General features: G+C 60.3%; 14 protein-coding genes, 4 tRNA genes and 1 pseudogene. 10 read left to right on the forward strand and 9 right to left on the reverse strand.

The window, feature by feature from the left end:
- Position 1 precedes the first annotated feature (1 nt).
- From HFK74_RS33140 to HFK74_RS11010, 10 genes and pseudogenes are all read left to right on the forward strand, one after another.
- A pseudogene (locus HFK74_RS33140) lies at positions 2-88 on the forward strand (outer membrane lipoprotein carrier protein LolA); the annotation flags it as partial.
- A 122-nt stretch (positions 89-210) separates the two neighbouring features.
- Complete coding sequence (locus HFK74_RS10970) at positions 211-1674, forward strand: PAAR domain-containing protein (protein ID WP_180203512.1); 1464 nt, start codon at positions 211-213, stop codon at positions 1672-1674.
- Positions 1671-2285 (forward strand): hypothetical protein, encoded by a 615-nt coding sequence (locus tag HFK74_RS10975; RefSeq protein WP_180203513.1) that lies wholly within the window; start codon positions 1671-1673, stop codon positions 2283-2285. The genes HFK74_RS10970 and HFK74_RS10975 overlap by 4 nt, the downstream gene beginning before the upstream one ends.
- A 105-nt stretch (positions 2286-2390) precedes the next feature.
- Positions 2391-3014: a CDP-alcohol phosphatidyltransferase family protein gene (locus HFK74_RS10980; RefSeq protein ID WP_180203514.1), complete on the forward strand. Its 624-nt coding sequence runs from the start codon at positions 2391-2393 to the stop codon at positions 3012-3014.
- A gap of 10 nt (positions 3015-3024) precedes the next feature.
- Positions 3025-4779, forward strand: coding sequence for a bifunctional alpha/beta hydrolase/class I SAM-dependent methyltransferase (locus HFK74_RS10985; protein ID WP_180203515.1), 1755 nt, complete (start codon positions 3025-3027; stop codon positions 4777-4779).
- Positions 4779-6122 carry a phosphatase PAP2/dual specificity phosphatase family protein gene (locus HFK74_RS10990; protein ID WP_180203516.1) on the forward strand — a complete coding sequence of 448 codons (1344 nt, stop codon included), beginning with the start codon at positions 4779-4781 and terminating at the stop codon, positions 6120-6122. The genes HFK74_RS10985 and HFK74_RS10990 overlap by 1 nt, the downstream gene beginning before the upstream one ends.
- Positions 6112-6567: a hypothetical protein gene (locus HFK74_RS10995; protein ID WP_180203517.1), complete on the forward strand. Its 456-nt coding sequence runs from the start codon at positions 6112-6114 to the stop codon at positions 6565-6567. Before HFK74_RS10990 ends, HFK74_RS10995 begins: the two co-directional genes overlap by 11 nt.
- 9 nt (positions 6568-6576) lie before the next feature.
- Positions 6577-7197 carry a lysophospholipid acyltransferase family protein gene (locus HFK74_RS11000; protein ID WP_180203518.1) on the forward strand — a complete coding sequence of 207 codons (621 nt, stop codon included), beginning with the start codon at positions 6577-6579 and terminating at the stop codon, positions 7195-7197.
- Between the two features lies 1 nt (position 7198).
- A complete protein-coding gene (locus tag HFK74_RS11005; RefSeq protein WP_008056340.1) occupies positions 7199-8131 on the forward strand; it encodes a phosphatidate cytidylyltransferase in 933 nt (310 codons plus the stop codon).
- A 112-nt stretch (positions 8132-8243) separates the two neighbouring features.
- A complete protein-coding gene (locus tag HFK74_RS11010; protein WP_180203519.1) occupies positions 8244-9308 on the forward strand; it encodes an RHS repeat-associated core domain-containing protein in 1065 nt (354 codons plus the stop codon).
- Between the two features lie 108 nt (positions 9309-9416).
- Here the strand turns inward: HFK74_RS11010 and HFK74_RS11015 are convergent, their stop codons facing one another.
- The 9 genes from HFK74_RS11015 to HFK74_RS11055 all read right to left on the reverse strand — a co-directional run bounded on the left by HFK74_RS11015 (position 9417) and on the right by HFK74_RS11055 (position 13676).
- Positions 9417-9863, reverse strand: a complete 447-nt coding sequence (locus HFK74_RS11015) for an Hsp20 family protein (RefSeq protein ID WP_180203520.1) — start codon at positions 9861-9863, stop codon at positions 9417-9419.
- A 121-nt stretch (positions 9864-9984) separates the two neighbouring features.
- Positions 9985-10944 (reverse strand): tRNA-dihydrouridine synthase, encoded by a 960-nt coding sequence (locus HFK74_RS11020; protein ID WP_180203521.1) that lies wholly within the window; start codon positions 10942-10944, stop codon positions 9985-9987.
- 143 nt (positions 10945-11087) lie between these two features.
- Positions 11088-11525, reverse strand: coding sequence for a thioesterase family protein (locus tag HFK74_RS11025; protein WP_180203522.1), 438 nt, complete (start codon positions 11523-11525; stop codon positions 11088-11090).
- Positions 11526-11574: 49 nt separating this feature from the next.
- The gene (locus HFK74_RS11030) at positions 11575-12408 is read right to left on the reverse strand and encodes an alpha/beta fold hydrolase (protein ID WP_180203523.1); all 834 of its coding nucleotides are present in this window, start codon (positions 12406-12408) and stop codon (positions 11575-11577) included.
- Between the two features lie 29 nt (positions 12409-12437).
- Complete coding sequence (locus tag HFK74_RS11035) at positions 12438-12977, reverse strand: TetR/AcrR family transcriptional regulator (protein ID WP_180203524.1); 540 nt, start codon at positions 12975-12977, stop codon at positions 12438-12440.
- A 184-nt stretch (positions 12978-13161) separates the two neighbouring features.
- Positions 13162-13237, reverse strand: a tRNA-Glu gene (locus tag HFK74_RS11040).
- 79 nt (positions 13238-13316) lie between these two features.
- A tRNA-Ala gene (locus HFK74_RS11045) sits at positions 13317-13392 on the reverse strand.
- 53 nt (positions 13393-13445) lie between these two features.
- Positions 13446-13521: transfer RNA gene (locus tag HFK74_RS11050), tRNA-Glu, on the reverse strand.
- Positions 13522-13600: 79 nt separating this feature from the next.
- A tRNA-Ala gene (locus tag HFK74_RS11055) sits at positions 13601-13676 on the reverse strand.
- Positions 13677-13864: the final 188 nt, after the last annotated feature.

Raw genomic sequence — 13864 nt, forward strand, 5'->3', positions numbered from 1 at the left:
CCTGCTCGCGAAGGTCGTCAACGATAACGCGGGGAGCCTGACACCCCGCGACACTCTCAGGTTCATCGCGAGCAGGCTCGCTCCTACAAATCCCCACCTTCGATTCAATCCCCCTTTCCTACACGCATTCCGGATACGTCTGATTTACGCCTGACACCTTCGTATTGAACCCTTGTGCTGCAGATCGCCAACAGACAAGGAGTTGAAGCAATGACAAAGGGATATTTCATTCGCAAGGGCGACAAGACCAGTTGCGGTGGCGAGGTGCTGGACACCGATACCCGCATCATGATGTATGGCTTCGCCCATGCTCGCGCCGGGGATCCGGTGTCCTGTGGCAAGAACGACGAAACCTATGAAATCGTCGGTGGAATCTCGTTCTTTGACAGTCACGGCAGGCTGGCAGCTGGCTCGCTGGATAGCCGCAGCAGCTGTCCCTGCAAGGCCGGGCTCCTCCCGTCGTTTACCAACGTCAGCTATGAGTCCACCCAGGGTTCAGCGCCGCAAGCCGTGAGGAGTGCCCCTCAACAGGCGGCCGCGCCTGTTGCGCCCAGCAATCCGGTGACGCCACGACAATCCAGTTTCACTTCAGCGCGGGCCCCCTCGCCGACGCTCAGCGAACGGCCAGGGACGGTCTGCGAAAACCATTGGCGCGGCTACCAGCTGCGGGTCGAAAACGTCGTGGCACCGGGCGGCAAGCTGATTGCCGACCCGAAGGCGCGCAACAAGGCGATCAATGCCGCCTACGCCCAGCTGTGGCGCCATGACCCGCGTTTCCAGTGGGCTGGTCTTGCGGCGTTCGCTTCGAAACAGGTGGGCTGTGGTCTGCTGCACGCGGCTGATTCGGTCGAGAAAATTCAGGCGGAAGAAGAGGCGATACAGCAATTGAGGGACAATGCCAGACAAGGACTGAGAGGCTTGCTCAGTCCCAGTGAGCGGGAAAAGCGCGCGACCATTCGGGCGTTTGAGCAGCGCCAGCACGAGTACGAAGAGGCCAACCGTGACAACCCGGTATGGGGCTTCACCCACTGGGGTGCCGACCTTCCCTTGTCGCTCTCGCAACGGATGTACCGGTTTGTGTACGAGATGCTGGCCATGGGCAATACCACGCTGTTCCTGGATGTGTATCCGCTGCATGTGTTCTACAAGGAACGGGGGTTGGAGGCGCTGAAGGACTGCCTCGCTTCACGAAAAAACATCTATGGCACTGGTCAGCATCCGGTGCTGTGGCCAGTCGGGCAGGAAACTCTGGAATTCGGGACTAGCCAAGAGGAAATCCTCCAAGCCTTTGAGGCGATCGAGGTGGGCAATATTGCCAAGAGTGTTGAGTATCTAGCCAAGCACGAACAGGTCAATATTCTGCAACCGGCGATGTACGAAGACAGCGGTCTGAAATGGTTATTGCGCGGTAACCATGCCTCCTACGTCACTAACATCCCCTCCGGTGCCGCTCAGGCCATCGAGCTGACGCTGGCCAGCCAGTGCCGTCCAATCGAGGACGGACGCACCATTGGTTTTGGCAGCAATCCCTTTGCCAACCTGGCTGACATCGAACGGCGCATGGCCTTTGTGCTCAAAGCCGCGGCGCAGTTTAACGATTTACTGCACAGCGACCAGCGCGACCAGATTGAGCAATCGATTCGGGATATCGCCTGGGGTGGAGGCGTGCGGTGAACCTGATGCAACGCATGGGCTGGCGACGCGGCGTGTCAGTACTGGCAGTCGCGGCCCTTCTGACACTGGCCGTGATCGAGACCCTATCGGATGAGCCGGAAATCGCCCTATTGATTGGCGAGCCCTACGAGTCTATGCGCCAGCGCTCCAGCGCTAGCATTGGCCCAGCCATTCCGGGGCGCTCATGGTTCAGTGTTCCGAAATCAGATGCACGCCTGCGCTTCATTGATCCCAAGTACGGTTTTGTAACCCCTCTGGCCCGTTTTTTCACGGTGATGTTTGATGATGAACACATCCACGGTGTCCGCATGTCCCCACAAATTGAGCCGCTATTACTCGACGACACCTTCAAGGTCGTGCTGGATCTGCAAGAGCAATGGCGCAGAGCTGGCTGGACACCTATCCGCGTCGAAGAAGACCCACCGTTCGCCGACACCCCGCAATGGCGAGCCCAATTGCGGGATGTGAACAAGGGCGGCACCTCCTACTGGCATGCAGGCACCCAGTATCAAGTGATGCTGGTGGTCAATCGCTTCAAGGATTACAGGCACCCCACCGAGGAGCGCTACCTCATCAAGCTGTCACTGGCCAAGCCATGGACGAATCCCTGACACGCTTTGAGCATTAAACCCACACACCAGGCGCCGTCCCCAAATCCATCTCAGGATGCCATCTACACTCAGTAACCATATCGCCTCCCCCGAGACCTCATCAACGTGCCCAGCATCTACCTGATCAAACCCGCATTCCAAAACCTCCTGCGCCCCCTGGTCCGGCGCTTGTTCGCCAAAGGCACCACCGCCAACCAGATCACCCTGCTGGCCGGCATCGGCTCGATACTGGTGGGCGTGGTGATCGCAGGTTTCGTGAATCACCCCTGGGTATTCGTGCTGGTACCGATCTGGATGCTGGTGCGCATGGCGCTCAACGCCATCGACGGCATGCTGGCCAGGGAGTTCGACCAGCAGTCGCGCCTGGGGGCCTATCTCAACGAGTTGTGCGACATCACCGCCGACTGCGCCTTGATCCTGCCCTTTGCCCTGCTGCCCGGTGTCAGCCTGTGGCTGGTGCTGCTGGTGACTTTGCTCGCCTTGTTCAGCGAGTACAGCGGCGTACTGGGGCCAATGGTCGGGGCTTCGCGGCGCTACGACGGACCCATGGGCAAAAGTGACCGGGCTTTCGTGCTGGGGGTCGTGGCCGCCGGCATCGTACCGGGCTGGCTCAGCCCATTCTGGATCAACACGGTGTTTGCGATCATCGCGATGCTGCTGGTTTACACCATGGTCAACCGGGTCCGCCAGGGCCTCAGGGAAGTACACATCGACAGCTCTTCAGCCTAAGGAAATGGCAATGCGCGAAGCACAGCAACAAACATTCACCACCCACGATGGCGTGCAATTGTTCTACCGCCACTGGCCCGGCAGCCCTGAACCGGGAGCGCCCCGCCAGGCCGTGCTGTTGTTTCACCGCGGCCATGAACACTCCGGGCGCATTGCCCATCTGGTGGATGAACTGGAGCTGCCCGGCTTTGACTTCTTCGCCTGGGATGCCCGGGGCCATGGTCTCTCGCCGGGTGCCCGGGGCGACAGCCCCAGCTTTGCCACCAGCGTGCGGGACGTGCAGACCTTCTGCGAGCACCTGAGCGCGGTTTACGGTATCGATGAAGAAAATATGGCGGTGATCGCCCAGAGCGTCGGCGCGGTGATCGTGGCCACCTGGGCCCACGATTACGCGCCGCGCATACGTGCGCTGGTGCTGGCGTCACCGGCGTTCAAGGTCAAGCTCTATGTGCCCTTCGCCCGCCAGGGGTTGGCGCTGATGCGCCGGTGGCGCGGCAACTTTTTCGTCAACAGCTACGTCAAGGCGCGCTTTCTCAGCCATGACCCACAGCGTGTCGCCAGCTACGACAACGATCCGCTGATCACCAAGGCCATTTCAGTCAATGTCCTGCTCGGTCTCTACGAGGCCGCCGACCGAGTGGTGGCCGATGCCCAGGCCATTGCGATACCCACGCAGATGCTGATCTCCGGTGCCGACTTCGTCGTGCATCGCCAACCCCAGGAACAGTTTTTCGAGCGCCTGGGCACTGTGCACAAGGAAAAACATGTCCTGCCGGGGTTCTTCCACGACACCCTGGGTGAAAAGAACCGTGGACACGCCGTCGCCAGCGCTCGTCGCTTCGTTCTGCAGAATTTCGCACAGCCCACCGAACGCCCTGCCCTGCTGACCGCCGATCGCCTGGGCCTGACCTGCGCCGAATCCGAATCACTGGCCGCGCCGCTGCCGCGCAACTCCCTGCGCGATCTGTATTGGCGCATGACCCGCGCCAGCATGCGCCTGGGCAGCCAACTGTCGTCCGGGATCAAGCTAGGCTTCGACACCGGTTTCGATTCCGGGAGCACCCTGGACTACGTCTATCGCAACACCCCCACGGGCACCTCGGGTGTCGGCCGCCTGATCGACCGCAATTACCTCGACTCCATCGGCTGGCGCGGCATTCGCCAACGCAAGCTGCACGTCGAAGAACTGCTGCGCCTGGCGATGCAGCAATTACGCGACCAGGGCCGCGAAGTGCGCATCGTCGACATCGCCGCCGGACACGGACGTTACATTCTCGAAGCCTTGCAGGGCGTCAGCCCGTTACCCGAATCGATTCTGTTGCGCGACTACAGCGATATCAACGTGCGCGACGGCAGCGCGCTGATCCGGGAAAAAGGCCTGGAAGGAATCGCGCGGTTCGTCAAGGGCGACGCCTTCGACCGTGCCGACCTGGCCGCGCTGGAGCCCAAACCGACCCTGGCGGTGGTCTCCGGACTCTACGAACTGTTCGCCGACAACCAAATGGTTAGCGCGTCCCTCGCCGGGCTGGCCGAAGCCGTCGAGCCCGGTGGCTACCTGGTCTACACCGGTCAACCCTGGCACCCGCAGCTGGAACTGATCGCCCGCGCCCTGACCAGCCACCGTGAAGGCCAGGCCTGGGTCATGCGCCGGCGCACCCAGGCGGAAATGGATCAACTGGTGGAGGTCGCCGGATTTCGCAAGGTCGGCATGCGCGTCGACGAGTGGGGGATTTTCAGCGTGGCTCTCGCGCAACGGGTGTCGTGATGCAGCTCACAGCAACGGCGGCACGCGAGCCCGGCTTGCTCAAGCCCGCAGTGCTCTGGCTGCTGCTCCTGGCGCCATTGTTTTTCGGCACCTACGGCTTCGCCACCTGGGTCACCACCCAGCGCGACGATGTCGGCAGCCTGGTCTTCGGCTGGGAAACCCACATGCCGTTCTGGGCCTGGAGCATCGTCCCGTACTGGTCCATCGACTTGCTGTACGGGCTGTCCCTGTTGTTGCCCACCAGTCGCGTAGAGCTCAGGCGCCACGCCTTGCGCCTGCTGACCGCGCAACTGATTGCCGTCAGTTGCTTTCTGATCTGGCCGTTGCGCTTCACCTTCGCCCGGCCGGAACTGGACGGCGTATTCGGTTGGCTGTTCGACGTCCTGGCCGGTTTCGACAAACCGTTCAATCAGGCGCCATCGCTGCATATTGCGCTGTTGGTCATCCTGTGGACCTGCTATCACCGGCACTTGCAGGGCTTCTGGCGCGGATTGATGCACGCCTGGTTTACCCTGATCGGGCTCTCGGTGCTGACCACCTACCAGCACCACTTCATTGATCTGCCTACCGGTGCGCTGCTTGGCTGGCTGTGTGTATGGGTGTGGCCGCTGGAGGGACCGGGGCCTCTGCACGACGCCCGGCTGGCAACCGAAAAAAAGCGCTGGCAACTCGCGTTGTATTACCTGTTGGGGGCTGCAGCCTTCGCCGTCCCGGCCTTTTACTTCGGCGGAGCTTGGCTGTGGCTGACCTGGTCAGCATTGGCCTTGCTGCTGGTGGCGCTCAATTACGCCGTCCTGGACGCAGGAGGGTTTCAGAAGCGCGCCGACGGGCGACTGTCCCCCGCCGCGCGCTGGCTGCTGGCGCCCTACCTGGCGGCCGCCTGGATCAATTCGCGGCTGTGGACCCGCAACAATCCGCTGCCAGACCAGGTGCTCGATGACGTCTGGCTCGGGCGCATACCGACTCGCCGAGAACTCGAGAGCAGTAACTTCACTGCGGTGTTCGACCTGTGTGCCGAACTGTCTCTCGATCCTGGCGCTGTCGCCTACCGTGCGTTGCCTGTCCTGGACCTGACCGCCCCCACCGCCGCGCAATGCCGGGAAGCCGCATTGGCCATCGAAAGCCTGCGCCAGCATGGGCCGCTCCTGGTCTGCTGCGCCCTGGGCTATTCGCGCAGCGCCACCGCCGTAGCCGCCTGGCTGTTGCACACCGGGCGGGCCAGCAGTGTCGCCGAAGCCTTCTTGTTGATTCAGCGCGCTCGCCCGGGGATTGTCCTGGGGCCGCGTCACCGAGAGGCGCTGGAGCCGCTGGCGATCCATATGGAGATGCACAGTGCCCATTGATATGCAGTTGCAGGCGACCGCCAGCCTGTTGCGTCGCGGCGACTCACTGGATCGACTCTCCAGCGGCCTCACCCTGCTGGGCGCCCTGCTCGGCCTGAGCCAATACGTAATTCCCGGACCTGGGTGGTGGGGCCTGGTCTGCAGCAGCGGGCTGCTGGTGCTCGGTCTATGGCAAAAATACTGGGCACTGCGGGTTGCCTTCGATGCCGATCTATTCCGACACCTCGCCAACCCCGCCGAAGAGCTTCCCCAGCACACTCAAGCCCTGGACCAGGCATTGGCGGCCCTCGGCCTACAACCCGCTGACCGCGGCGGCCGCCCCTGGAGCGAACGCATCGCCGGAGCCCTGAAACTGTTACGCCGCCAGGCGCTGCTGGTGGCCGCACAACTGTTGTTGACCCTGGTTTTCATCCTGGCCGGCCCCTGGCTGACCTTTGCTGGATAAGGAGATCTCATGCTCGAACCCGTGGTTGCCACCCTCATCACCTCGGCCGCGCGCATCCTGACCGGCGCGCGCAGCCTGTGGCTCGGCTGTGCGCCGGAACCGGTACAGCGGATCTACTTCGCCAACCACAGCAGCCATGGCGATTTCGTCCTGCTGTGGGCCTCGCTGCCGCCAACCCTGCGCACCATCACCCGGCCCGTGGCAGGCTCCGACTACTGGCTGAAAAGCGCGCTGCGGCGCTACATCATCAACCAGGTGTTCAACGGCGTGCTGGTTGACCGTGAACGCAAGGAACCCGCCGACAACCCCTTGCAGCCAATGCTCGATGCCCTGGAAAACGGCGACTCGCTGATCATCTTCCCCGAAGGCACGCGCAACCCCGATGAGGGTTTGCTGCCGTTCAAGAGCGGGCTGTACCACCTGGCAAGGCAGTATCCCCAGGCGCAGTTGATCCCGGTGTGGATCGCCAACCTCAACCGCGTCATGCCCAAGGGGCGGGTCCTGCCGCTGCCGCTGTTATGCACCATCAGCTTTGGCGCTGCGCTGACCCTGGGCGAAGACGAAAGCAAGACGCACTTTCTCGAACGCAGTCGCGACGCGCTGCTGAGCCTGGCCGGGGAGCCTGCCTGACATGGATAGACAAACCTTGATGTTGTTCGGTGGGATTGGCGCGTTTCTGCTTCTGGCCTCGGCGATTGGTTGGGTGCTCAAGCGCCGCAGCCAAGGCAGCCCCAACCCGGTGATCGACAACCTCAACGCGCGGATCAACGCCTGGTGGGTGATGGTCCTGGTGATCGGGATCGCCTTCTGGCTCGGCACCACCGCGGTGATCCTGCTGTTCTACACCGTGTCCTTCTACGCCCTGCGCGAATTCATGACCCTCACGCCCACCCGCCGCAGCGACTACCCGGCATTGGTCGCGGCCTTCTACCTGGCGCTGCCGTTGCAGTACCTGTTGATCTACTACGACTGGTACGGGCTGTTCTCGATCTTCATCCCGGTCTACGTGTTCCTGCTCCTGCCGATCCTGGCGTCGCTGGGCGGCGACAGCACGCACTTCCTCGAACGCGCCTCGAAAGTCCAGTGGGGCCTGATGATCGCGGTGTTCTGCGTGTCCCATGTCCCCGCCCTGCTGACCCTGGACATCGCCGGTTATGAGGGCCGAAACCTGCTGCTGATCGCCTATCTGGTGATCGTGGTGCAGATGTCGGATGTGCTGCAGTACGTCTGCGGCAAATTGTTCGGCAAACGCAAGATCGCCCCGAACCTGTCGCCGTCCAAGACCGTGGAAGGTTTTGTCGGCGGCATCCTGCTGGCCTCGCTGATCGGCTGCGCCCTGTGGTGGATCACACCGTTCACCGCCTGGCAGTCGCTGCTCATCGCCCTGCTGATCAACCTGCTGGGATTCGCCGGCGGCATCGTGATGTCGGCGATCAAGCGCGACCGTGGGGTGAAGGATTGGGGGCATATGATCGAGGGCCATGGTGGCATGCTCGACCGACTGGATTCGGTGTGTTTTGCGGCGCCGATCTTCTTTCATCTGGTTCGGTATGGGTGGACTTGACTGCATTGACCCCAGCCACATGAGCGGACTAGCAGTTCTGATAGTGGGCAGAAACTGAAAATGCGCCGATGCTTTAGGTCCAGCTTTATGGACCTTGCTAGGAGCTCAGCCAATGCCCATATCACCTCGCCAGAGTCTGCTGTGCAGTTACCGCTATGACGCCTTGGATCGATCTATCGATTGGGCGCCGATTGGGCAAGCCGGCATTCAGCGTTTTCACTGTAAAGACCGTTTGACCACTGAAATCCAGGACTCGGTCAAGAACAGTATTTTTCAGCATGACGTCCAAGTGTTGGCGCAACGGCAGCATATGGACAACAAGATCGATATCACCCTACTGACAACCGACCTGCAAGGGTCGGTATTGAACGCTCTCGACGCACACCGACTACATCCCATTGCTTATACGCCTTATGGCCATCGTCTACCAAGTAACGGGTTACTTAGACTGCTTGCATATAACGGCGAACGACCCGATCCGGTGACTGGGCATTATCACTTAGGTAATGGATATCGACAGTTCAATCCCGTATTAATGCGTTTCAATAGTCCAGACAGTTTGAGCCCGTTTAAAAAGGGAGGGGTGAACGCATATGCATATTGCAGTGGCAATCCAGTCTTGAATACTGATCCAACAGGGCGAACTTTGGAGGCAATTCTTAATACGATGAAATCTTCTATAAAATTTCGCGCCGGTAATGGGATGTTATCAACCGCTACGGTAGAGGCAGTAACAAAGCTACAACCGAGCACTCCATACACCCTCAGATTTGAATCCACACGAAAAGTTGCCGAAAAACTCATCTCCGACAACCGAGTGCTCGTCCCGGACGAAGTTGAGCTATTACGTTATCAATCCGCGACACGCGGACAAGCACCCGACCTTCTACCGCAGGCACAAGGATACATGTCACAGATTACAAGAAGACTCGACATAGTGAACGATGCATCATATCTATTAACTAGGTCCACTGAGGCAAGGGTAGCAACCAGTATGGACGTCTTTAGACTTCAGCTTAAAGTCGCAATCATGGACCTAAAAGTGATAGGAAGACCACTCCCCGTGAGCTCAAGCATTCCCGCAACTTCTATCTACAATGACACTCTATTCCCTCGCTACGTTCCTATCCCTCGGGTTCGCCTTGAAAAGGCTGCGAAAACTCTGCGACAGCCATAGGGAAATAAAACAATGAAAAAGGGAGGATAAAAAGAGGGGGACAAAAGAGGGGGACAGATTTATTTTCACAAAAAAGGGCGCCTGATGGCGCCCTTTTCCTGCTCTGACTTAGTGTTGCAGAGCCGGCTTTTGCGTCCCGTTGATCGGGATGCGCTTGGCTTTTGCCTCTTCCGGAATAACCCGCAACAGGTCGATGCTCAACAGACCGTTGCGCAGGTCCGCGGCCTTGATTTCAATGTGATCAGCCAAGCGGAACGACAGCTTGAACGCACGCTGGGCAATGCCCTGGTGCAGGAAGGTCACGCCTTCGTTGGCGTCACGTTTGCCGCCACTGATGGTCAGCACGCCCTTCTCGACTTGCAGCTCCAGGTCTTCTTCCTGGAAGCCGGCCGCCGCCACGACGATGCGGTATTGGTCGTCACCGTGTTTCTCGACGTTGTAGGGTGGGTAGGTGCTGCCTGGCTCGTTGCGCAGGGCGGTTTCGAACAGGTCGTTGAAACGGTCGAAACCGACAGAGGAACGGAACAGTGGGGCCAGGGAAAATGCGGTACTCATGGTTCAAATCTCCTGAAAACAATCAGCAAGGTTTTTTGTCTCCGCGACCCGAATTCGGCATCGCGTAACCCTTAGATAGGGACCGCTGATTGGTTTTCAAGAGATTTTCCACAGATTTTTTTCAGGCGGCCTCAGCCACCTGCAACCCCAACAAACGCGAGACTTGATCCAGTTCGGTCTCACGGCGCAGCACGCTGAACAGCTCTACCGCCTCCGGATAATTGCGAGTCAACATCGCCAGCCACTGCTTCAATCGGCCCGGCGATTGACGCGCGGTCATCTGCGCCTTGGCTTGCAGCCAGAAGTCCTGGATGAGCGGCAGCAGCTCGGCCCAGGTCATCTCGACGACTTCTTCACCGGCCTTCGCCGCCACGATTTGCCGGGCGAGATCCGGGCGCGACACCAGGCCGCGACCGAGCATGATGTCTTCCACGCCACTGATTTCGCGGCAACGGCGCCAGTCTTCGACGCTCCAGATATCGCCGTTGGCGAACACTGGCACCTTGACCACGTCCTGTACGCGCGGGATCCACTCCCAATGGGCGGGTGGCTTGTAGCCGTCGGTCTTGGTTCGCGCGTGGACCACGATATGCTCGGCGCCGCCTTCAGCCAGCGCCGTGGCGCACACCAGCGAACCGTCCGGGCTATCGAAGCCCAGGCGCATCTTGGCCGTTACCGGAATGTGCGCCGGAACGGCGCGACGTACATGCTCGACGATCTGGTTGAGCAGCTCAGGCTCTTTGAGCAGCACAGCACCGCCCCGGGACTTGTTGACCGTCTTGGCCGGGCAGCCGAAATTGAGATCGATCACCTCAGAGCCCAGCTCACACGCCAGCGCGGCGTTTTCCGCCAGGCACACAGGGTCCGAACCCAACAGCTGCACGCGCAGTGGCACACCAGAAGCAGTCCGGGCGCCGTTGAGCAGCTCCGGGCCGAATTTATGGAAATAGGCAGGCGTGAGCAGTTGGTCGTTGACCCGAATGAACTCGGTCACGCACCAATCGATACCGCCCACTCGGGTCAGCACGTCGCGCAGGATATCGTCGACCAACCCCTCCATGGGCGCCAAGGCAATTTGCATGAAAAACACACTCAACGAAAAACGTGCGGCAGTTTACTGGTTTCGGCGTGCAGAAGGTATTTCGTCAGACCGGATGGTGGCGTTTGTGCGGACGTCTTCGCTGTAGGAGCGAGGCTTGCCCGCGAAGAGGCCCGTTCGGACAATCAGATCGTGAGCTGCAACGCAGGCCCATAGCCTTCGATGAACTCGGCAGGCATGCGCTTGGGCTTGCCCGTGGACAGCTCGATGCAAACGAACGTGGTTTGCGCGCGCAGCAGGGTCGAGTTGTCGCTGGGGCGCTTCAGCTGGAAATGCCGGGTCATGCGCAGACGCTGATCCCAATCGACGATCCAGGTCGCCAACTGCAGCTCGTCGCCTTCATAGGCGGCTGCCAGGTAATCGATCTCGTGCCGCACCACCGCCATCGCCCGGTCCAGCCGACGATACTCGACCAGATCCAGGCCCAGGCGCTGGGAGTGGCGCCAGGCACAGCGTTCCAGCCAGGTCACGTACACCGCGTTATTGGCGTGCCCCAGCCCATCGATGTCCTCGGCGCCCACTTGCAGATCAATGATAAATGGCGTTGCCCGATCCCAGCCCATGCCCCACTCCCCGGTCAGTTTGATTCGACCGGGGCAGTGTAACGGATGCTCAAGCCGATTGGCGCGATTGCAGGCTGCGACCGGCCAGCAGTGATAACACGCCATCAATCACCCGCGGGTCGGCCAGCACCCGCTGATGACCGCCTTCCTGCAGACGCAGCAAGCGACTGTCGAACCAGGCTTCGTGGATCAGTTGCGATTCCTTGACCGGGACATGGGTGTCATCTTCGGCATGCACGATCAGGCCAGGCATGTCGAGCTGGTAGTGCGCGACATCCAGCATCGCCGCGCGCATGCCAACGTCAGTCTCGACCTGGCGGATGAACGCCGAGCGGGCTTTCGGGGGCAGCCCCACATAGCGGGCGAAACCGCGCAATACCCCGAGAATCCGCGCCGGGGCGGCGATGCTGACCAGGGTTTCGGTGCGCAAGCCCAATTGCACGGCAAGCATGGCGCTGGCACCGCCCATGGAGTGGCCGATGACCGCTTGCAGCGGCGGCAACTCGGCAGCGGCTTCGAGCATGGCACGGGCGAACAGCACGACATTCGCCTCGCTTCCGGGCGAGCGACCGTGCGCCGGGCCGTCCAGGGCGACAACCGAATACCCGGCATCGACCAGCGCCGTGATCAGGCTGGCAAACTGCGTAGGCCGACCTTCCCAGCCGTGCATCAGCAACACCGCAGGGCCTTGCCCCCAGCGCAAGGCCGAGAGGCCGAAACGCAAAGTGATTCGTTCGGATTTGGCCAGCAGCGGCAATTCCCAATCACGCGGTGGAAAATCGCGCGGCGTCATGAACGCCAGGCGCATTTTGCTCGCCACCAGCTTCGGGGCGAACCAGCCCAAGGTGCCATTAACGCCACGAACCCACTTCAACGTGCTCATCGCATTCTCCCCAGGCCGCAGCCTTCAGGTCAACGCACCGCCGACTTGGCCGCGCGCAGCAAACGATCGGATAAATCACCGGGTCCCAGCGCCCGTGCCAGCGCCAGGCCGCCCACCATCAAGGCCAGATCGGCCAGGGCTTTGTCGGTGTCTTCAGGACTGGCCGCCAACTGCGCGACCATCAGTTCCATGTGCTCATTCAGGGCGATTCGAAACGCCTCAGGCAGGCGGCCGAGCTCACCGATCGAGGCCGGGATCGGGCACGCAGACTCGCTGGAATCACGGTGTTTGCGTGACAGATAAAACGCAGCGACCAACGCGCGACGCTCTTCACCGGTCAATTGGTCATCCATGTCGGCAATCAGGTCACGGCGGTGACCCAGCAACTGCTTGAACGCTTCCAGCATCATCGCGTCCTTGCTTTCGAAGTGCGCATAGAAGCCGCCGACGGTCAGGCCGGCTGCGCCCATCACTTCGCCAACGCTCGGCTCGGCCGGACCACGCTGGATCAGCGCGGCGCTGGCAGCCTTGAGGATGCGTTCGCGGGTTTGAGCTTTTTTATCGTTCATCGTTGCCTCCGAATATTACGACTAGAATATTATTCTCATAATAATTTTCTGCAAGTCGTGGATGTGACCGCTGGTCTGAAGAACAGTTTGGGAGAAAGGGGGAGATTTGGCCAAACGCCAGACAAACAAAAGGGCCATTCAATAATTGAATGACCCTTATAAAATCCCGCAGAGCGGGTAATCGTGGCGTCCCCTAGGGGACTCGAACCCCTGTTACCGCCGTGAAAGGGCGGTGTCCTAGGCCACTAGACGAAGGGGACGCAAACCCTTCTATACACTGATCAGCGCTGAGAACTGATCGATTCAAGGCCGGTGTGGCCAGACCTTGAACTGTAAAATTGGTGGAGCTAAGCGGGATCGAACCGCTGACCTCCTGCATGCCATGCAGGCGCTCTCCCAGCTGAGCTATAGCCCCAGATTTTTCGCCTCGCGGCGGAGCGACATCTTGCAACATCGCTTCTGTAAAACTGGCGTCCCCTAGGGGACTCGAACCCCTGTTACCGCCGTGAAAGGGCGGTGTCCTAGGCCACTAGACGAAGGGGACGCAAACCCTTCTATACAACTGATCAGTGCTGAGTACTGATCGATTCAAGGCCGGTGTGGCCAGACCTTGAACTGTAAATTGGTGGAGCTAGACGGGATCGAACCGTCGACCTCTTGCATGCCATGCAAGCGCTCTCCCAGCTGAGCTATAGCCCCTCATCGTTGATGTTGCCGTTGGCTTCATCGCTGAGGACGGGGCGAATCTTAAGGGCGTATCGAAAGTCTGTCAAACTTATTTTTCAAAAAATTTAAAATTTTTTGCCGACATAACAATCACTTACCGCCCTCCCCCCGAAAAATCGGGGGTCTGAGGACCACCGCGCGCCCAACGACGGGCGTACACA

This window comes from Pseudomonas sp. SbOxS1, from assembly GCF_013416725.1.
GTDB lineage: Bacteria > Pseudomonadota > Gammaproteobacteria > Pseudomonadales > Pseudomonadaceae > Aquipseudomonas.

Excerpts from the sequence above, each read along its gene's own strand:
- HFK74_RS10990 (WP_180203516.1), top strand. The coding sequence starts at position 4,779 with ATGCAGCTCACAGCAACGGCGGCACGCGAGCCCGGCTTGCTCAAGCCC.
- HFK74_RS11005 (WP_008056340.1), top strand. The coding sequence starts at position 7,199 with ATGGATAGACAAACCTTGATGTTGTTCGGTGGGATTGGCGCGTTTCTG.
- HFK74_RS11010 (WP_180203519.1), top strand. The coding sequence starts at position 8,244 with ATGCCCATATCACCTCGCCAGAGTCTGCTGTGCAGTTACCGCTATGAC.
- HFK74_RS11030 (WP_180203523.1), bottom strand. The coding sequence starts at position 12,408 with ATGAGCACGTTGAAGTGGGTTCGTGGCGTTAATGGCACCTTGGGCTGG.
- HFK74_RS11000 (WP_180203518.1), top strand. The coding sequence starts at position 6,577 with ATGCTCGAACCCGTGGTTGCCACCCTCATCACCTCGGCCGCGCGCATC.
- HFK74_RS11025 (WP_180203522.1), bottom strand. The coding sequence starts at position 11,525 with ATGGGCTGGGATCGGGCAACGCCATTTATCATTGATCTGCAAGTGGGC.
- HFK74_RS11015 (WP_180203520.1), bottom strand. The coding sequence starts at position 9,863 with ATGAGTACCGCATTTTCCCTGGCCCCACTGTTCCGTTCCTCTGTCGGT.
- HFK74_RS10985 (WP_180203515.1), top strand. The coding sequence starts at position 3,025 with ATGCGCGAAGCACAGCAACAAACATTCACCACCCACGATGGCGTGCAA.
- HFK74_RS11020 (WP_180203521.1), bottom strand. The coding sequence starts at position 10,944 with ATGCAAATTGCCTTGGCGCCCATGGAGGGGTTGGTCGACGATATCCTG.
- HFK74_RS10970 (WP_180203512.1), top strand. The coding sequence starts at position 211 with ATGACAAAGGGATATTTCATTCGCAAGGGCGACAAGACCAGTTGCGGT.
- HFK74_RS11035 (WP_180203524.1), bottom strand. The coding sequence starts at position 12,977 with ATGAACGATAAAAAAGCTCAAACCCGCGAACGCATCCTCAAGGCTGCC.